This window comes from Paenibacillus sp. FSL K6-2862 (assembly GCF_038005125.1).
Classification (GTDB): Bacteria; Bacillota; Bacilli; order Paenibacillales; family Paenibacillaceae; genus Paenibacillus; species Paenibacillus illinoisensis_A.
The window spans coordinates 878,533-897,464 of the sequence record NZ_JBBOSN010000001.1 but is presented as its reverse complement, the minus strand read 5'-3'; the positions used below and the strand labels follow the sequence as shown (position 1 = coordinate 897,464).

The following is an 18,932-nucleotide window of genomic DNA, read 5'->3' as shown; positions in this document are numbered from 1 at the left end:
TAATAAAATGTCTGTCCCTGTTCTTCACCTGACATCCAGCATTGCCGGGTAATAAGGGAATTCCCAGCCCAGCGTGTAAGCCATAATAAGGGTTGTTATAAAATAAAACACAAAATACAGATCTGCACGGGAATACCCGGTCTGGATGTAATACGTCCGGCTCGCGCCATCTGCGAATCCTTTTGCCTCCATGGCGATGGCCATGCGCTCTGCCCGCCGGATGCTCTGCGCCAGCAGGGGAATCGCATACCGCTTCAAGGTTCCATAGACGTTCCAGTATGATACACGCTGCTGCGTACCACGGATGCGAATGGCATAACGCAGCGTCTGGAATTCGTCCAGCAGAATGGGAATCATGCGCATGGCGGCCAAAAAGCTATAGGCATACTTGGGTGGCAGACGCCACTCCTGCATCAGCGAGTAGAATAGACGAACCGGACGTGTGGTCAGGCCAAACAACAATCCAGCAGCCGCCATGCTCAGGGAACGAAACCCCAGGTGCAGCCCGCGATAGAAGCTCTCTTCCGTGATATGGATCAGTCCATATTTATACCACGTCGTCTCGCCTTTACCAAACATCATCATGCCTGTGGAGGTGGAGATGAAGATCAATATAAAAGGCGACGCATAGAGCAGCAGCCGATGCCAAGGATGACCCGTCCAGCATAGTAACAGGAGCATTACAATCGCTACATTGATCATGACGTTCAGATTGTGAATAAGGATAACCAGGATAAACATCAGCGTCAGGAAAATAACTTTAAGGCCCGGATTCACGACGTGCAGCCAGGTTTCACGATGGGGAAACGACAGCTGCATGCGTAACCCTCCCCTCTTCTACAGTCCACACTTTCGTACAATATCTGTTCACGATCTCCTGATCATGTGTCACCATGACAACGGCCGTTCCCGCGCGACGCAGGCGCTCCAGTTGTCCCAGCATGGCAAACGTATTACGTGCATCCTGTCCGAATGTGGGCTCATCCAGCAGCAATATCCGCTGTCTGCGAATCATAGCAGAAGCTACACTCAGACGGCGTTTCTGTCCCATCGACAATTGATACGGATGCCTCCCAGACAGCTCCCTTAGTCCAAATTGCTCCAGCATATCGATGCTTCTGGCCCGTCGCTCTTCCGCAGGAAGTTCTCCACCGAGTAAGGAAAACTCCACCTCATCCAGAACCGAATTCGTAACGAATTGAAATTCCGGATTCTGAAACACGAATGCAATGCGGTCAGCCAGCTCTCTGGTCCTGCCGGGCGGTTGTCCTTCAACACGATAATGACCCGTCGTTTTCAGGATATTCATCAGGGAAAGCAATAATGAACTTTTTCCAGCGCCATTAGCTCCAACGATTCCTACCCAATCCCCGTGAAATACGTCAGCGTGATCGATCTGTACAACCGGATTCTTCCCTCGCAGCCCTGTGAATTGCCTCAATTCGAGTGCTGGATGGTATACACCCGAGTCCCTGGAATCATCTTCTTCGACTTCTGCGCGACTGCCGGATCCGGACGTCATATGCTTAAAGGCATCTTGAGAATCCTGCGGTTTCGCTTCCAGCTTCCGGGCACCACGTTCCTCCCATACTCCCGGATACCAGATGCCATACTCCTTAAGCATATCCCTCTCGTTCGCAAAGACCTGTTCCGCCTGTCCGTCGGCCACAATCTTCCCTTCGGGTGATAGCACGATGATTCGGTCAACCACGTCCACAACCTCATTAATTTTGTGTTCCACGATAATGAGCGTCTTATCTTGTGCGACCTGCTTCACCGTATCCCACACCTGCGTGGTTCCCTCATCATCAAGCAGTGCAGTTGGTTCATCCAGAAACAGGACATCCGGCTCCATGGCAAGAATAGAGGCAATCGCAAGGCGCTGCTTCATCCCCTGGGACATCGATTGAATCCATGCACGATTTTGTTCAAAAGAAAGGCCAACAAGCTCCATATAATGTTGAATCAGCTCAGGCATCCGGTCCCTTGGGATATTCCGATTTTCAAGCACAAACGCAATCTCTTCATCCGTATAGGACATGCAAAATTGGGTATCCGGGTCCTGGAATACAATGCCTGGCTGAATCGGCACCTGAATCTCATCGCATTTCATGGGGATCTCCACGGAACGCGGAATAAGACCGCTCAATATTTGCAGCAGGGTGGACTTGCCTGAACCACTTGGACCGAGCAGCAGCACTTTTTCCCCTTTACGCACGGAGAGAGACAAGCCCTGGAATACCAGGTCCTGCTCTCCCGGGAACTTGCACCTTAGATTGGTAACGCCTACCGCCTGCGTATTCCCTTCTCCGTTCATTTAGTCCAGTGCCTCATAATCCTGTTTGGAGACCGGTCTCAATGACCGGGTCACGCCTGTGAGTTCAAGTGCTTTCGCAAGATAATACGCAAATACACCAGCAATCAGAATGCTTCCAATGAAGCGGAAGCCGATAAACAATGTGTAATTCCACGCTGATAACGAGTCAATATAACCGTACTGGTAATCGAGCAAAAGCGAAGCCGCTGCTGCCCCAATGGCTGCAAGGCAGGTGACGAACAGATTCGTTTTGCGGTACAGGAATGCGGCGAAGAAAATCTCTGCGCCCAGCCCCTGTAACAGACCGTATACCAAGGTGGACATCCCCCATTCACTCCCGAGAAAAGCACTGACGGTTGAGGCTGCAACTTCAGCCAAAATAGCCACTCCCGGCTTGCGAATGATAATATAGGCGAACGTGCCCGCCATAAACCACATGCCATAGATCATCTGTTCCGCATGCACGCCGAAAGGCTTCATCAGATCATACGTCGGCCCCCATATCTTGTAGATGACCCCGAATACGACCGCGATCACGATCGTCACCAAAATATCGGTTAACTTCAATTTGTTGCTGCGCACTGTTGTTGACATGTTCTCTACTTCCTTTCTCTGCTCCCCATAAGGTTATGAAATGAAAATAAAAAAAGCCTCCCCGGTTCCGGGAAAGCCTTACGCACAGTGTCACATATCATGATTGAAGTAACTCAGAATAAAAATGGAATCCGGTTCAATTCACGAGGCAAGCCTGCTTCCGCTCGCATTCCGAGATCAACCGTTCCCATTTTCATCCCCCAAGTTACTTATCATGAATTCATGTTCTCTACGCTGGCATTACCCAGATCAGATATACGGTCAGCGGCATAAGGCCCCAATCTCAGCCCAACTTCATTGAGCTCCCGGTTCACTTTATTTCATTGCTACTAATGTACACCACATGGGTATTTGTGGCAATAACATATAAGTCGGACAAAGTTTCTCACTGGAGAAATCCGTTTAAAGAAAGGATGTCAATTCCATTAATATGAAACATTTAGGAGATATTCGCCGTCTATATACGGGAAAGGAGATTGAAGATATGAATACAACCAACACAACCTGGCAGCAAAAAAAGTGGAAATGGATCCTTGCCGCTTCGATCGTTACCGCAGGAACGGCACCTGCACTAATGTCATCCCATGTAGTGGAAGCGGCAGCAATACACCAGCCTGCAGCCTATATTAACAATATTCCTGCCGAATATGATGTGGTTATTCGTCAGGGAGTTACGTATGTGGCGCTCACTGAACTGAAATTTCTGGGTGACTATACTTTCGGGTACAACAACAAAACGAAACAAATTAGCATTAGTACAGGAAGCGACAAGTATATACTTACTCCTAACAGTAAAACCATTAAGAAAAACGGCCAGGATGCGGCGCTGTCCTCTGCTCCGATTCTGGTTAATGGCAAAGCGATGCTGCCGCTTCGTGCAATCGGTGAAACCTTCGGTGCAGAAGTTCGATGGAATCAGGCGGCCAAAGAAGCTTATATCTATACGCCAGATGTATCGATTATTGAGGAGTACAACAGTTCTGACCTGACCATCGCACGTGAGGCTGCGCTTCGTCTTCCACGTTTTTCGGATTTAAAACAGGCACGCCTGGACATCCATAATCCACTGGGTCCTGTCGACTCATCGATGACTTACATTTTTGAAAAAGGACAGAAGGACCGCTTTTTCGTCAACGAAGATAATGATCTCATCAGTTACTACGAAATCAAAAATGGAACTGCCCTGCTAAAATGGCAGGCCAACGTGAGCAGTGCAGCCGGAACAATCGGAGATCTGTTCTTCATCCAAACCAAAGCTGTAGCAGAAGCAGGGAAGCGACCATCCGTAGCAGGTCAAACTCTCGTATCGTTCCAATACTCTCGCATGCTCGAAGAGACTTCCTATGAGGTCATAAATAAGTCTGGCTCCATTAATTCGGGTTCCTCTGCCCCGCAAAAAGACAAAATCATCGTTGCCGTTCCAGAAGAAAACGAATGACTACTGAGAAATATCAGAGACATGCAGCATTATTCAAAATCTCTTCATCTAGTTTTATCGCAAACGCAAAAAGGCATCCTTGAGGGTGCCTTTTTGCGTAATGATATATAAAAGGGTCTGAACTATGCAATTGTCCCCGCTCTATCTTTTCGTTGACACAGCTATCCTCAATATTGCGTATTCCCCGATTGACTTGTTTTACCCGATGCGAATCCCTTGAACAGGGTAGGCACTTTGGAATAGCGGGTATTCGTTATTTTGCCGACCGTAGAGCTGCTGTCTGTGCGCAGAATGGAATCCTTCACATTGGAAATGTTGGAGCTGTCCACGTTCATGGTAACCGCGTAAGAGGTTCCCCCATTTTGTCGTACCAGCTTGCCGATATCATCAGCTCTGAAGTTTTTGATGTTAATTGTCCCCGAAGCGTTCATCTGGAACACTTTATCATATGCTTTGTAAGCTGCACCACCCGTAATATTTACCGTACCCGCGGATTTAAGCGTGAGTGCATCTTCACCGACATCATTCCAGGTTACATTTTGAATATTACAGTTTCCATAACAATGGACGCCATCGGCTGCCGGTGCCTCGATCACTACATTTTTCAGTGTAGCTCCTGCCTCAAGTCGAAAAATGGGTTTTTGATTCTCGGCCTGACTGCCATCTCCCAATGTGTTTGGATCAGCGGCTACACTTTTTCCTTTGCCATCATAAGTCTCACCTGCTTTGACAATGATCGTTGTCTTCACAATTTCGGGAGCAGCAGACACGGGTAATGCACCAAATACAGAAGCGACCAGACCTGCGGAGAGCAGCAGCGATAACATTTTTCTCATACGTAAATCCTCCCTTATACGAATATATTGGTGTTCAAGCCAGCTTGTCTTCCCGGATCCCTTAAGAGGTGCACCTCTTTCCTGGACCCTACCCTGATCCTACCAAAACAGGAGTGAAATGATAATAATCATTAGATTAGGTATCCAATTGTCGGCATAATACCTGCTTTCTTCGCATTCTTTGTCGATCCATTCCGCATGGAATGTGCTGATCTTAACTATCGGTATGCTTCATTTACAGTCTGTGAAGACTGCAGAATTCTAGCCGAAAATAGAAAAAGACCACGTTATCTGATTCCAGACAACATGATCTTGGGCAAGAACAATTCATTTTCCAACTTATTTGACTAGGCTCCGAACCGCTGACGATATCCGCACTTCCGGCATAGTTCTTCCACGGCTTCCCGCTTGGAAAAACCATAAACCAGATTGTTCGCCCGCTCACCTTCGACAATCTCCGAGAATGACTTCTCATGGACGTTACCGAGATTAATGACACCTTCGCCATCGAGGCAGCACGGAACAACCGTTCCATCCACCAGTACGGCCGCCTGACTGCGCAGCGCGTGGCAGAAGCCTTTGCCATCATCCTCTGGTGCATCCAGACTTGGCCACTGGAACTCGTGGTCCTGATTGAGATAGACATTCGGCGCAATTTTGACGCCGCTGCCTGGAACCACCTTTTCCTCAATGCGGAAATCCAGGTTGAACTCGCGCTCCAGGACCTCCAGTGTTTCCCGGTTCCGATTCATCTGGGCATTCGTGAAGTTATCCTGCGTCAGATTCCAGAGCCGGAACGAGATGATCACATTATGTTTCACAGCTTCCCGGGCAAAAGATAGAATGTTGCTGAGGTATCCCTCACGGTCCGTCGATCCCTCGTGCCCGTCGAAGCTGTGCAGCGAGAAGTTCATTTGTCGCAACGCCGGTTTGCCAAGCAGCTTATGCTGGGTCTTGGGCAGCAATGTTCCGTTCGTTGTTATGTTTACCTTGAATCCCTTCTCGTGCGCGGAATCCAGCAACAAATCAATTTTGGGGTGAAGTAACGGTTCCCCTTTGACATGCAAATAAATGTGTTTGGTATGTGGTTTAATCTGATCCAATATATTGTTGAAGACTTCAGGGTCAATGAATCCTTTGGCACGCTTGGTCTGCGGACAGAAGCTGCATGCCAGGTTACATATGCTTGTAATTTCAATATATACTTTCTTGAACGTTTTCAACTCGGGGTCCCCATTCTGCTTAGGAGGGAGAACAGTCCCACCCTCATTTGTAATCCGGCCCATATGTGCCATCCCCATTATATCGGGTTCGTGAGCCGAGGTAAATCAGAGAACGGGTATATCTGGTTGTGTCAAAATGATTTGGCTAGTGCCAAATGAACAGATTCAATCGCATGAATACGTGTTGTATCAAATAATGGAACTTCAGAATCCTCTGCTTTTACTAATAATCCAATTTCGGTGCAACCTAATATTATTCCCTTAGCTCCATCATCAACTAGCCTTTGGATCACCTTTTTATAATAATCTCTTGATAAGGGCTCAATTTTCCCTAAACATAATTCCTCATATATTATTTTATTGATAACTTTTCTATCCTCTTCATTCGGTATCAAAACCTTAATACCATTAAATTCAATTCGTTTTTTATAAAAGTCTTGTTCCATCGTATATTTTGTACCGAGTAAACCAACCGTACTTATTTGGGACTTATGAATTCGATTTGCTGTTGAATCCGCAATATGTACGATGGGTAATGTCACTTTTTCTTCAATATGTTTAATCACTTTATGCATCGTATTTGTACATATTACAATCATTTCTGCTCCTGCCTTTTCCAAAGACTGAGCAGCATTCCCTAATAATTCACCAGCACTTTCCCAATCACCTTCAGCTTGATAACGCTCGATTTCTTCAAAATCCACGCTATATAAGATGCATTTGGCTGAATGCAATCCTCCCAATTTATTTTTCACTTCTTCATTAATAATTCGATAATATTCTAACGATGACTCCCAGCTCATTCCACCAATAAGGCCAATCGTTTTCATATACACTCCCCCTTCCATTTAATACATCCCGAAAGCAGTATATAGAAATTCAGTAGATATTGTATCGTATCTATTTCATTAAATAAACCCACCCCAGTAAGAGGAGTAGCGAGTCGAATATTTCTCACTTCCCAGTTCTATTGTTACCTATAGATTCTTTCAATCGAAGTATAGGATGTATTGATTGTTCAGGTTATTGTGGTTGCAGGATCACAATGCTAGAATCAAAACAAATTAAAAACCAAGTTAAAACGTAAGAATAATAAGTTATAAAGGGAGTGTATCGATGATTACGGTTAAAGCACCCGCAGTATATGTACACGAGGCTAACATACTTGAGCAAAGCGGATCGCGGATTGCACGGCTTGGGCAGCATGTTCTCATCATCGCCGGTGAGTCTGCGTTGAAAGCTGTACAGCCCAACCTTTTGCCTTCACTAGAGGAGCATCAGATCAAGTTCCATGTGCAATTGTTTCATGGCGAGGTTACAACAGGTCAGATTGATGCTTTTACGCAGCAAGCTTTCGATCTGGATGTTGATCTGATTATTGGTGTCGGTGGCGGTAAAGTGCTCGATCTGTCCAAAGCGGTGGCCGAGCAAGCCCAATTGCCCATCGTAACGGTCCCAACGATTGCCGCAACCTGCGCTGCCTGGTCCGCCTTAACCGTGCTCTATGATGAACAGGGCCAATCTGCAGGCTATCGTCCCCTGCTCCGTTCGCCTGATCTCGTTCTGGCTGATCCTCATATTCTGGCGAGTGCACCAAGACGATATTTGGCCGCTGGAATCGGTGACACGCTCGTAAAATGGCATGAGTTCGTCGTTAATCTAAGTGGCAACGCCACCAGCCTCACTCTCCGAAACAGTGTCAGCACTGCCAAGCTTGCGCTCGATATTCTTGAAGCGCACGCCATCGATGTCTATGAATCCACCGATACAACCGGTAGTACACCTCAGTTCCATGATGTTGCCGATGCCATCATTGTGCTCGCTGGCCTTGTAGGCAGCATTAGCGATGGATCACTTCATGCCGCGATTGCTCATGGGCTGCATGATAGCCTCACCAAATTACCTGAGACACACGCTTCGCTACATGGAGAAAAGGTAGCCTTTGGACTTTTCACCCAGTGGATTCTTGAAGGCAAAGCAGGGGATGAGCTTCAGGAGCTGACCACTCTGTTACATAAGCTGAATCTGCCTATCACTCTTGCCCAACTCGGCATACAACAACAGCCTCGGGAAGCTGCTGCGCACATTGCAGCAGGACTACAGCTGCGGGAAGGCAGTGCGGCACATCTCTCCTTCGGAGTTAGCACGGCGCAGGTAACCGAAGCCATCCTTCAGGCAGACCGCATCGGCCAAACATTCATAGAATCCAGTCAGTCTAGTGAAAGCAGTACATACACCAAGGAGGTTTCCTCCCTATGATCCGTCCAAACCGCCAGTACACTCTTCCCTTAACTGCCTTTCTGAGTGCGCTTCTGTTGTTGCTGATTTCCGGCTGCTCTCCCGGAACTGATAATCAGGCCACCGGTACAGGCACAACACCGACAGTAGCATCAGCTGCTTCGAATAAAGACGTTACTATTCGGGTTGGTCAGACCGGATGGGGCAATCTCGAATTGGGGCTAAAAGCCGCCGGACTCGATGACACCCCCTATAAAGTCACTTATAACGTTTTTCAGGGAGGTAACCTGATCCTCGAAGCGATGGCTGCAAATCAATTGGACTTTGGTGTGACCAGTGAAATTCCGCCCATTTTTGCATCTCAGGCTGCCAATGGTGGAAACTTCAAAATTATTGCGGTACAACAAGGCAGCACCTTAAATCAGGAGGTCGTTGTTCCCAAAGGTTCTTCTATCAAATCAGTTGCTGACCTGAAAGGCAAGAAAGTTGCTTTCGTAAAAAATACAACAGCCCACTATTTCCTGCTCAAAATGCTGGAGGAAGCCGGGCTAACCTGGAGTGACATCAGTCCGGTCGAACTTTCAACAGCCGACGGACTCAGCGCCCTGATTAGCGGGAAAGTGGATGCCCTTGCCAGTTACGGCAATGCCATCATCTCCGCACATCAGAATGAAGCAACAACGCTCGCCAGCGCCAAAGATATCCTGTCAGGCAGCTTCCTTGTAGCCGCGTCCGATCAGGCTATTGCAAATGCGGAACAGAAAGAGGCCCTAGCCGATTATCTGGAGCGAATCAACAAATTCAATGATTGGGCTCGTGCCAATAAGGATGCGTGGGCTCAAATTACAGCAGACAATACCCACCAGCCGGTGGAACAAGCCCTTAAAACCTACACGGATGGAGAAGCACAACGCCCATCACGTATTGTTGCCATTTCTGATGAGGCCATCAAGTCCGAACAGGACGTAGCAGATACGTTTCAGCAAGCGGGAATTTTTGGGCAGGCAGTCGATGTGAGCACATTCTGGAGTGATGCACTTCAAGATCAACTTCCAGCTCCAGGTAGTCAATAACGAAGGAAGCAAGGAGGTAGGCATAACGTGCGGTCCAAAACCTTTAACCGGGCATGGTTTAACCAGTTCATTCCTTTTGTTGTACCACTACTCATTCTGGCTCTGTGGCAATGGCTGACTGCATCCGGAGTTGTTGCAGCCAATATTTTGCCCCGTCCCGCTCAAGTACTGGAGGCCTTCATTCGTCTGCTTGGTAACGGTGAACTACTGAACAATATCAGTATTAGCGCCAGACGAGCTTTGGGAGGATTCCTCATTGGTGGGGGTCTGGGTTTTCTGCTGGGAGTGCTGAACGGCATCTCCTCCCTTGCGGAAAAGATCGCCGACTCCTCGGTACAGATGATCCGTAACATTCCGCATCTGTCCTTGATCCCCCTCGTTATTGTGTGGTTCGGGATCGGTGAAGAAGCAAAATTATTTCTCGTTTCCCTGGGTGTATTCTTTCCGGTATATCTGAATACGTTCCACGGCATACGATCGGTCGATCCCGGTCTGATTGAAATGGGCAAAGTATATGGCCTCAGCCGTTGGTCCCTTTATAAAGACATTATCCTACCTGGTGCACTGCCTTCCATTCTCGTGGGTATTCGTTATGCACTTGGCATTATGTGGCTGACCCTTATCGTAGCCGAGACGGTTGCGGCGGATGCGGGGATTGGCTACATGGCGATGAATGCGCGGGAATTCATGCAGATGGATGTAATCGTCTTAAGCATTCTGCTATATGCCCTGCTGGGCAAGCTGTCCGATACCATCGCCAAATGGCTGGAACGGCGCTGGCTGCGCTGGAACCCGGCTCTATCCCGCAAGTAAAGCCAAAGGAGCGTGAATTGATCCATGAGCACAAGTCAGATCAGTCCTTTTCTTCAAGTAGATAGGGTTCAGAAATCGTATGATCAGCGGACAATTCTATCCGACATCAATGTCAATGTAAGACAAGGGGAATTTGTAGCCATCGTTGGACGAAGTGGTTGTGGCAAAAGCACTTTGCTGCGTCTGATCGCCGGGCTGGAATCCCCCTCTTCCGGAAGCGTTATGCTGGGCAACAGAAAGCTTGGCAGTACAGCACCAGAGACACGGTTTCTGTTTCAGGAAGCCCGACTGCTGCCTTGGAAATCCGTGCTCGACAATGTACGGCTGGGAATCCCCGACAAGAACAAGGAAGATGCACGCCAGTCGCTTCGCAATGTAGGACTTGGAGAGCGTGAAGGTGACTGGCCGGGGGTATTATCTGGCGGACAAAAACAACGTGTTGCCTTGGCACGGGCACTCGCAAGTCATCCGCGTTTGCTGCTGCTGGATGAACCGCTGGGTGCATTGGATGCATTGACCCGAATTGAGATGCAGCAATTAATCGAACGCTTGTGGGTAGAAGAAGATCTGACTGTCATTCTGGTCACTCATGATGTCAGTGAGGCGGTTGCGCTGGCTGACAGGGTGCTGTTAATCGAGGATGGTCATATAACGATGGATACCCGAATTACGCTGGAGCGTCCACGTGTTCGGGACAGCGGGTTTGCTCATTTTGAAAATCTTATTCTAAATCGCTTGTTGACTCCTCCACAAGAGACACCACAGCGGATAGCCCAGAAACAGATATCATTCTCGATCTAATTCCACTGGAAAGAAGGTATGATTATGCAATCCCTCTCAACCGTTCCCTCTCCTCCTGTTAAAGATCTGTTAAATCAAATTCCGGCTTATACACCTGCCAAATCCATGGAACAGATCCGGCGGGAATTGGGACTGGAAAGTGTAGATCGACTTGCAGCGAACGAGAATCCGTTTGGCTCTTCTCCCCTGGCAGCGGAAGCAGTCAGATCGCTGAGCTCCGATCTTCTGGCTCAATACCCCGACGGTTCCAGCCAACTGCTGCATGACAAACTTGCGGAACGTCTGGGTGTGCGTACCTCCCAACTGGTATTTGGCAGTGGATCATTCGAGCTCCTAACCCTTACCGCCCAAGCCTATCTTAATCCGGGCGAGGAATCACTCATTCCTGTCCCCTCCTTTAACTGGTATAAGGGTGCTACGCTACTGGCAGGCGGGGTTATTCATGAAGTGCCTTTGGTCAACCATTCACTGGACCTGGAGCAATTCCGGCAGCGGATCAATGCTTCTACCCGAATCATCTGGCTGTGCAATCCGAATAATCCAACCGGAACCATTTTCACGGCAGATGCCCTGCTTGGTTTACTCGAACATGTGCCCTCCCATGTCGTGGTTGTCCTGGACGAAGCGTATTATGAATTTGCGGAAAGTGAAGATTATCCTGATACGGTTAAGCTGCTGGAGCAGTATAATAATCTGATTATTTTGCGAACCTTCTCCAAAATATATGGACTTGCCGGCCTGCGAATTGGATATGGCATCGGGAATGAAAGCATCATTGAAGGCATTAACCGGGTCAAGCTGCCCATCAGTTTGACAGCCACCTCCCAAGCCGCTGCTTCAGCCAGCCTGGATGATCATGAATTTGTTTCTCATTGCCTGCACTACAATCGTCAGGGACGGGAAACGTTAATGCAGTCTTTTGATCATTGGAAGTTACCCTACATCCCTTCCGAAACGAATTTCATCATGGTGGATCTGTTGCAGGATAGTGGCCCGATTACCAAAGAATTGTTAAACAGAGGCATCTCTGTCCGCGGCGGTGCCGAATTCGCCATGCCTACCTGGCTTCGGATTACGATTGGCACACCTGAACAGATTGCCCGTCTGATCGGTGAGCTTGATTCACTGTTACACTCAAACAATTAGAATAGGTCACTTTCCTAACTTCTTTACGCATACTTCTTTTAAGCCGCCCTCTTTACATCTCGCGGGCACGTGATATATGCTGTGTACACAACTGCATATTTTGAACGATTGCACTAGGGGAGCCTTGCGGCTGAGACGAATGAATGTATTCGGACCCTTTGAACCTGATCTGGATCATACCAGCGGAGGGAAGTGGAGCGGACTTTCAGTTAACGGATTTTCTTCATATTCATATGTACATGAATGTCGGTTGAACTTAACAGGCCCACTCATTTCTCCGGAAATGGGCGGGCTTTTTCGCGTTTACTTACAACAGATCGCAAACAACGTGCATTTCCGTTCAGGCAGTTTTTATTCCAAGGGGGTCAAGGAACCAGATGAGCAACGATGTACAGATTGACAACATGACCTTCACTTTTCCGGATCAGAGACATTCCCCCGTGCTCTCCAATGTGTCGATGTGTGTAAAAAAGGGAGAATTCGTCTCGCTGATCGGCTCCAGCGGGTCGGGCAAGAGCACACTCTTCAAGCTGCTGGCAGGCTTGCTTGAACCGACGCAAGGCACGATCGAAATTGCTGGGGTGCCGCCAGGACAGCGACTCGGGCGGGTTGCCTACATGCCGCAGAAGGATTTGCTGTTATCCTGGCGGACGGTTATGGAGAACTGTCTGCTTCCCTCGGAGCTTGCCCCGAGGAAGCAGGACAAGGTGAAGCTGCGAGCTGACATTATGGCCGGACTCGACAGATTCGGCTTATCCGGCTATGAGCATGCCTACCCGGACGAACTGTCCGGCGGCATGAGGCAGCGGGTCGCCCTGCTGCGTACCTTGCTGACGGGAGGACAGCTGATGCTGCTGGACGAGCCCTTCGGCGCGCTCGATGCCATGACCAAGCGGGAGATGCATCGCTGGCTGCTTGAATTGTGGGAAAGCCTCCGCCAAACGGTGCTGTTTATCACGCATGATATCGAAGAAGCCCTGTTATTAAGTGACCGGATTATCCTTCTCACTCCTGGCGGTCGGCAGCTGCTGGACATGACGGTGCCTCTGCCCCGTCCGAGACATTCGGGCATGGTCTACGATCCGGATCTTATACGGATGCGACAACGGTTGGAGGAACAATTACATGCGAAGCTTTAACGTCAGCAGATGGTTTGCCCGCTATGGCCTGTTCGCTGCGCTTCTCCTCCTGATGCTTGCCAGCTGGGAATGCATCGTTCGATTAGGCTGGGTTCCTTCTTTCATTATCCCTGCACCTACATCGATAGTGAGTTCTCTAGTTGAGCATCGGCGTCTGCTCCTCGGAACCCATCTGCCTGCCACATTGGTGGAGGTTGCGGTTGGCTTCGGCTTGTCCATCGTGGCCGGAAGCGCTCTGGCAGCGGGCATGCACCTCAGCCCTTCGATTGAAAAGGCGCTGTATCCCTTCATCGTAATCAGCCAGACCATTCCACTGATTGCCCTGTCTCCTGTATTCATTCTGTGGTTTGGCTACACACTCTGGAGCAAAGTTGCTGTGGTATTTCTGATCGCATTCTTCCCGATTGTGGTCAGCACCTATGATGGTCTCCGTCAAGGCGACCCGGAACAGCGCGAACTGCTGATGACCATGGGAGCAAGCAAGTGGGATCTGTTTCGCAAGCTTCAGGTACCTCTTGCGCTGCCCTCTTTCTTTTCAGGATTGAAGATGTCGGTGGTGTACTGCGTGGTCGGCGCAACCATTGGCGAATGGCTCGGAGGCAGCAAAGGACTTGGTTATTTCAGCCGCAGAATGTCCAGCAGCATGAATACCGATGCCATGTTTGCCTCCATTCTGCTGTTATCCTTGCTGGGCATCGGACTGTTCGTGTTTATAGCCTGGCTGGAGCGAACCCTCGGATTGAAGCGGAATGCAGACCATGCAGGCAGAGGAAAGTCGATGAAAAGGCAATCGCAATGAGATAACACGTGCTCCTTCCTGTAGATCTCTTTGAAACATATCAGCGATTGGAACCAAACAAAAATGAACGAAACGAGGCCCATTTATCCATGAGAAAAAAGAAAATCATTCACATCCTGCTTCCTGCCCTCATCTGTTTATTGCTGATCGTCAGCGGTTGTGGCAATACGGGTGCGAACCCATCATCGTCCGATTCCAATCCCCAGGTACAGGGCACAGATTCAACAGCAACCGGATCGTCGTCTGGTGACCATGATTCATTGTCCATCATGCTCGACTGGTATCCGAACGCAGTCCATTCCTTTATATACGCAGCACAGGAAAAGGGATACTTCGCAGACCAAGGGCTCGATGTGGACATTCAGATGCCTGCCGATACGAATGATGCGCTCAAACTTGTAGCCGCTGGCAAAGTGGATCTGGCGCTGAGCTATCAGCCGCAAATTCTGCTAGCCCGTGGAGAAGGCATCCCCGTACGATCCATTGCCGCTGTCGTTCGGCATCCACTCGTTCATCTGCTGACAGAAACGGACGGGAAGGTGAACTCACCCAAGGATCTTGAAGGACTGACGGTAGGGTATTCCTCCGTTCCCCTATATGAAGCCATGGTGCGTACGATGATGAGTCAGGATGGCGGTGATCCGGATCGCATGAATTTGGTGGATGTCGGTTTCGATCTGATCCCTTCACTGGCCTCCGGTCAGGCCGATGCGATCATGGGTGGTTTTATCAATCATGAACAGTTGATTCTCGAGAAAGAAGGTCATCCCGTTAAGTCAATTAACCCCGTCGATTACGGCGTGCCGGATTATTACGAACTCGTTCTCACGGCAAGCGACGAGGGAATTGAGACGAAGAAGGATCAGCTCACCCGCTTCGTCAAAGCGATCCAGGAAGGTCAGAACTATGTGACCGAGCATCCCGATGAAGCGTTGAACATCCTGCTCGCACACGAAAATGAGACGTCCCCACTGGATCGGGAAATTGAAACAAAGAGCCTGGACATTCTGTTTCCGCTCATGACTGAAGAAGGTATCCCGTTCGGCTGGCAGGAACCTTCCTCCTGGGATAACGTGCGGAAGTGGCTGGTACAACGTGAATTGATTCCGGATTCGGTACAGGCCGAGGATGCGTTTATCAACTTGCAGGATAAGTAAAAAGTACAGTTGCTGCTAAAAAATAATGGCTTATCAGAAGGGAATTTCAAATGTCATATCTAGCACGAGTTCGTACTCAAAATCCACTGGTTCACAATATCACCAACCTCGTGGTTGCTCCCTTTACGGCCAACGGTCTGCTCGCACTGGGCGCCTCTCCCTTCATGGCCTATGCGCATGAAGAGGTAGCCGATGTCGCTAAAATGGCCGGAGCGGTTGTGCTCAACATTGGCACACTCGATGACCAGGTTGTCCAGGCCATACGCCTCGCCGGACAATCAGCCAATGCCCATCATGTGCCAGTTGTACTCGACCCGGTGGGAGCTGGCGCTACGGCCTATCGCACGGATACGGTTCAGATGCTCGTGCGCGAGCTTCGACTTACCGTACTGCGGGGTAATGTGGCAGAAATCGCCAATGTCATAGGCGAGAACTGGAGCATCAAGGGTGTCGATGCAGGCCAAGGCGAAGGTGACCGCACCGGGATCGCCGAGCGGGCAGCGCAGAAGCTCGGCTGCATTGTCGTTATCACTGGACGCGAGGATATCATTACGGATGGGCAGACCACATTCCTGACGCAAAATGGACATGCCCTGCTCACCCAGGTCACTGGCGCAGGATGTTTGCTTAGCTCCATCATAGGTGCCTTTGCTGCGATTGCACCTTCAGGAGAAGAATTGCTAAGCAGTGTTGTTGAAGCACTTACCTTCTATGGCGTTGCAGCCGAGATCGCGGCAGCGCGCACAGCCCATCTCGGGCCAGGCAGTTTCCAGATCGAGCTGTTAAACCAGCTTGCGCTGGTAACTCCGGACGGGGTCGCTCAGCAGGCTCGGGTTCGACAGCTTGGTGGTGATACCCAATGAGTATGGCGCAGGCACTCACGATTGCCGGGTCGGATAATGGCGGCGGGGCCGGCATTCAGGCGGATCTGAAAACCTTTCAGGAGCTGGGCGCTTACGGCTTGTCTGTCATTACAGCCGTTACCGCACAGAATACACTAGGCGTTCAGGGAGTCTATCCGGTTCCTTTGGAAGGTATTGCCCAGCAGCTCGATTCCACAGGTGAAGATTTCCAGCCCGGAGCGGTAAAAACAGGCATGCTCTTCAGTGCAGAAACCATTCGGATGGTTTCCGAGAAATGGCGGCAATTCGGCTGGACCAATCTGGTCATTGATCCGGTCATGGTAGCGAAAGGTGGTGCCCCGTTGCTTCAGCAGGAGGCGGTGCACGCCCTGATCACGGATCTGCTTCCGCATGCATTAATCACAACGCCGAATATTCCGGAAGCTGAACTGATCACCGGAATGATCATCCGCAATCTGGCGGATCGTGAAGAAGCCGCCAGACGAATCGTGCACATGGGCTCTGCGTATGCTCTGGTCAAAGGCGGACATGCTGATGGTAACGGGATGATTGTTGATGTGCTCTATGACGGCACGTCCTTTCACTATCTGGAGAACGTACGCATTGTGACACGCCACACCCATGGGACCGGATGTACGTACTCTGCCGCCATTACGGCCGAACTGGCCAAGGGCTCGTCTGTCCTGGCTGCCGTAACAACTGCGCGAGCGTTCATTCAAGCAGCCATTGAGGATGAACTGGGGATTGGGGCCGGACACGGGCCAACGAATCATTTTGCGTATCAGCGCAGACAGCGGGGTGAGCAATGATGCGCAGATGGGATGCAGAGGCGGTACGCCAGGCCATGCAGGTGTACCTGGTGATGGGCAGCGTGAATACAACGCTGGACCCTGTGGATGTGCTGCGCCAAGCCATCGCCGGCGGCATCACGCTGTTCCAGTTCCGCGAGAAGGGAACTGGCGCCCTTGCTGGCGAAGCCCGCATCACGCTTGCGATGCGGCTTCGCGAGGTGTGCAGCCAGCACGGGATTCCGTTCATCGTGAACGATGATGTGGAGCTGGCTGTTGCAGTGGAGGCCGACGGCATGCATGTCGGCCAGGACGATGCGGACGCGGCGCTAGTACGCGCCCGCATCGGAGCCGGGCGGATGCTTGGCGTATCCGCCCACTCCGTGGCTGAGGCGCGCCGTGCCGTGCAGGCGGGCGCCGACTACCTTGGCGTCGGGCCCATGTACCCGACGCGGTCCAAGGCGGATGCCCACGCTGTGCTGGGCCCCGCCGGGGTGGCGGAACTGCGCGCCGCAGGCATCGCAGTTCCGGTGGTGGGTATCGGCGGCATTACGCCCGATACCACGGCCGCCGTGATGGCGGCAGGAGCCGACGGCGTAGCCGTCATCTCCGCCATCGCGGGCGCGGCCGATGTGCGCGCAGCGGCTGCGCAGTTCGCTGCGGCGGTGCGCGGGATGCAGGCATAGCCGTGCATCCCTGCACCGCCTCCCCTCCCAACACGCTGGGGCCAGGCTGCTCCTTCCAGCGTGACTGCCTCACCGTTTACCAACATCATTATTCCTGCTGTTCCGGATGCGGCCTCCTGGCTCGCATCTTTTTTTGCCTGTTGACTCTCACGTTACGTGACGCTATACAATCGGTGGTGTAAGGAGGTGTTGATCATGGCCATGAAAGTCAAAGAAGTTGCCGAGCTTGCCTCGATCAGTGTGCGCACACTGCATCATTATGATGAGATCGGATTATTGACCCCGGACGAAGTCACTTCAGCCGGATATCGGTTGTACTCGGATGCCAATCTGGAAACGCTGCAGCAAATTTTATTTTTCAGAGAGCTTGATTTCTCCCTCAAAGAGATCAAAAGCATTATCACCAACCCTTCCTTTGACCGGGAAGAAGCACTGCAGATGCACCGCCGTATTTTGCTGGAAAAGCGTCAGCGACTTGATCAAATGATTTCCACCATTGATCGAAGCGTTTTGCATATGAGAGGAGAGATACACATGACAACGAAAGAACAGTTCGAAGGATTCGACTTCAGCAAAAATCCGTATGAACAGGAAGCCAGAGAGCGTTGGGGAGACGAAGCTGTAGAAAAAGCTAATCAGAAACTTCAGGGCAAATCTGCCCAAGAACAGAAAGCCCTGTCCGATGAAATGAATGAAATTTATACCCGGCTGGCAGCACTTCGTCACACGGACCCTGCCTCGAACGAGGCTCAAGCAGGAATCGCCGAATGGTATGCCTATCTGAACAACATGGGGAACTATTCCCCGGAGGCTTTCAGAGGACTCGGACAGATGTATGTGGATGATGAACGCTTCACTCGTAATATCGATCAATTTGGCGAAGGATTGGCCCTGTTCATGAGGGATGCGATGGCAGTCTTTGCTGACCGTAAGAGCTAATGCTATATGCTTTTCTCTTGAAATCCGATCTACGCCAAGTGTAAAAAAGGGACGTACGCCATAGGCGTTACGTCCCTTTCCC

19 protein-coding genes and 1 riboswitch are annotated in these 18,932 nt (G+C 50.3%); of the genes, 13 read left to right on the top strand and 6 right to left on the bottom strand.

The window, feature by feature from the left end; all coding sequences use genetic code 11:
* Window positions 1–24: 24 nt before the first annotated feature.
* The 3 genes from MHB82_RS04150 to MHB82_RS04140 are packed head-to-tail and all read right to left on the bottom strand — an operon-like array spanning window position 25 to window position 2,911.
* Window positions 25–819 (bottom strand): energy-coupling factor transporter transmembrane component T family protein, encoded by a 795-nt coding sequence (locus MHB82_RS04150; RefSeq protein ID WP_341173902.1) that lies wholly within the window; start codon window positions 817–819, stop codon window positions 25–27.
* Window positions 794–2,317: an ABC transporter ATP-binding protein gene (locus tag MHB82_RS04145; RefSeq protein WP_341173901.1), complete on the bottom strand. Its 1,524-nt coding sequence runs from the start codon at window positions 2,315–2,317 to the stop codon at window positions 794–796. The genes MHB82_RS04150 and MHB82_RS04145 overlap by 26 nt, the downstream gene beginning before the upstream one ends.
* On the bottom strand, window positions 2,318–2,911 hold the full coding sequence (locus MHB82_RS04140; RefSeq protein ID WP_095361033.1) for an ECF transporter S component: 594 nt from the start codon (window positions 2,909–2,911) through the stop codon (window positions 2,318–2,320).
* Window positions 2,912–3,395: 484 nt separating this feature from the next.
* On the opposite strand from MHB82_RS04140, the gene MHB82_RS04135 reads away from it, so the two are divergent.
* Window positions 3,396–4,349: a copper amine oxidase N-terminal domain-containing protein gene (locus MHB82_RS04135; protein ID WP_341173900.1), complete on the top strand. Its 954-nt coding sequence runs from the start codon at window positions 3,396–3,398 to the stop codon at window positions 4,347–4,349.
* Window positions 4,350–4,516: 167 nt separating this feature from the next.
* Here the strand turns inward: MHB82_RS04135 and MHB82_RS04130 are convergent, their stop codons facing one another.
* The 3 genes from MHB82_RS04130 to MHB82_RS04120 form a co-directional block, all read right to left on the bottom strand.
* On the bottom strand, window positions 4,517–5,185 hold the full coding sequence (locus MHB82_RS04130) for a pectate lyase (protein WP_127538421.1): 669 nt from the start codon (window positions 5,183–5,185) through the stop codon (window positions 4,517–4,519).
* A gap of 347 nt (window positions 5,186–5,532) precedes the next feature.
* Window positions 5,533–6,408, bottom strand: a complete 876-nt coding sequence (locus MHB82_RS04125; protein WP_095288619.1) for a radical SAM/SPASM domain-containing protein — start codon at window positions 6,406–6,408, stop codon at window positions 5,533–5,535.
* Between the two features lie 131 nt (window positions 6,409–6,539).
* Window positions 6,540–7,238 (bottom strand): aspartate/glutamate racemase family protein, encoded by a 699-nt coding sequence (locus tag MHB82_RS04120; RefSeq protein ID WP_341173899.1) that lies wholly within the window; start codon window positions 7,236–7,238, stop codon window positions 6,540–6,542.
* Window positions 7,239–7,524: 286 nt separating this feature from the next.
* Here MHB82_RS04120 and MHB82_RS04115 point away from each other — a divergent pair, with 286 nt between their 5' ends.
* The 12 genes from MHB82_RS04115 (at window position 7,525) to MHB82_RS04060 (ending at window position 18,850) form a co-directional block, all read left to right on the top strand.
* On the top strand, window positions 7,525–8,667 hold the full coding sequence (locus MHB82_RS04115; protein WP_341173898.1) for an iron-containing alcohol dehydrogenase family protein: 1,143 nt from the start codon (window positions 7,525–7,527) through the stop codon (window positions 8,665–8,667).
* Window positions 8,664–9,719, top strand: a complete 1,056-nt coding sequence (locus tag MHB82_RS04110) for an ABC transporter substrate-binding protein (protein ID WP_341173897.1) — start codon at window positions 8,664–8,666, stop codon at window positions 9,717–9,719. Before MHB82_RS04115 ends, MHB82_RS04110 begins: the two co-directional genes overlap by 4 nt.
* A gap of 27 nt (window positions 9,720–9,746) precedes the next feature.
* Complete coding sequence (locus tag MHB82_RS04105) at window positions 9,747–10,532, top strand: ABC transporter permease subunit (RefSeq protein WP_113056161.1); 786 nt, start codon at window positions 9,747–9,749, stop codon at window positions 10,530–10,532.
* Window positions 10,533–10,556: 24 nt separating this feature from the next.
* Window positions 10,557–11,333: an ATP-binding cassette domain-containing protein gene (locus MHB82_RS04100; RefSeq protein WP_341173896.1), complete on the top strand. Its 777-nt coding sequence runs from the start codon at window positions 10,557–10,559 to the stop codon at window positions 11,331–11,333.
* A 24-nt stretch (window positions 11,334–11,357) separates the two neighbouring features.
* Window positions 11,358–12,479, top strand: a complete 1,122-nt coding sequence (hisC, locus tag MHB82_RS04095) for a histidinol-phosphate transaminase (protein ID WP_341173895.1) — start codon at window positions 11,358–11,360, stop codon at window positions 12,477–12,479.
* Window positions 12,480–12,584: 105 nt separating this feature from the next.
* A riboswitch (TPP riboswitch) is annotated at window positions 12,585–12,687 on the top strand.
* A 169-nt stretch (window positions 12,688–12,856) separates the two neighbouring features.
* A complete protein-coding gene (locus tag MHB82_RS04090) occupies window positions 12,857–13,618 on the top strand; it encodes an ABC transporter ATP-binding protein (protein WP_341173894.1) in 762 nt (253 codons plus the stop codon).
* Window positions 13,605–14,417, top strand: coding sequence for an ABC transporter permease (locus MHB82_RS04085; RefSeq protein WP_341173893.1), 813 nt, complete (start codon window positions 13,605–13,607; stop codon window positions 14,415–14,417). Before MHB82_RS04090 ends, MHB82_RS04085 begins: the two co-directional genes overlap by 14 nt.
* A gap of 89 nt (window positions 14,418–14,506) precedes the next feature.
* The gene (locus MHB82_RS04080; protein WP_341173892.1) at window positions 14,507–15,574 is read left to right on the top strand and encodes an ABC transporter substrate-binding protein; all 1,068 of its coding nucleotides are present in this window, start codon (window positions 14,507–14,509) and stop codon (window positions 15,572–15,574) included.
* Window positions 15,575–15,624: 50 nt separating this feature from the next.
* Window positions 15,625–16,437 (top strand): hydroxyethylthiazole kinase, encoded by an 813-nt coding sequence (thiM, locus tag MHB82_RS04075; RefSeq protein WP_341173891.1) that lies wholly within the window; start codon window positions 15,625–15,627, stop codon window positions 16,435–16,437.
* Window positions 16,434–17,246 carry a bifunctional hydroxymethylpyrimidine kinase/phosphomethylpyrimidine kinase gene (gene thiD / locus MHB82_RS04070; RefSeq protein WP_341173890.1) on the top strand — a complete coding sequence of 271 codons (813 nt, stop codon included), beginning with the start codon at window positions 16,434–16,436 and terminating at the stop codon, window positions 17,244–17,246. The genes thiM and thiD overlap by 4 nt, the downstream gene beginning before the upstream one ends.
* A complete protein-coding gene (thiE, locus tag MHB82_RS04065) occupies window positions 17,246–17,911 on the top strand; it encodes a thiamine phosphate synthase (RefSeq protein ID WP_110755687.1) in 666 nt (221 codons plus the stop codon). The genes thiD and thiE overlap by 1 nt, the downstream gene beginning before the upstream one ends.
* A gap of 195 nt (window positions 17,912–18,106) precedes the next feature.
* Window positions 18,107–18,850 carry a MerR family transcriptional regulator gene (locus MHB82_RS04060; protein ID WP_095361014.1) on the top strand — a complete coding sequence of 248 codons (744 nt, stop codon included), beginning with the start codon at window positions 18,107–18,109 and terminating at the stop codon, window positions 18,848–18,850.
* Window positions 18,851–18,932: the final 82 nt, after the last annotated feature.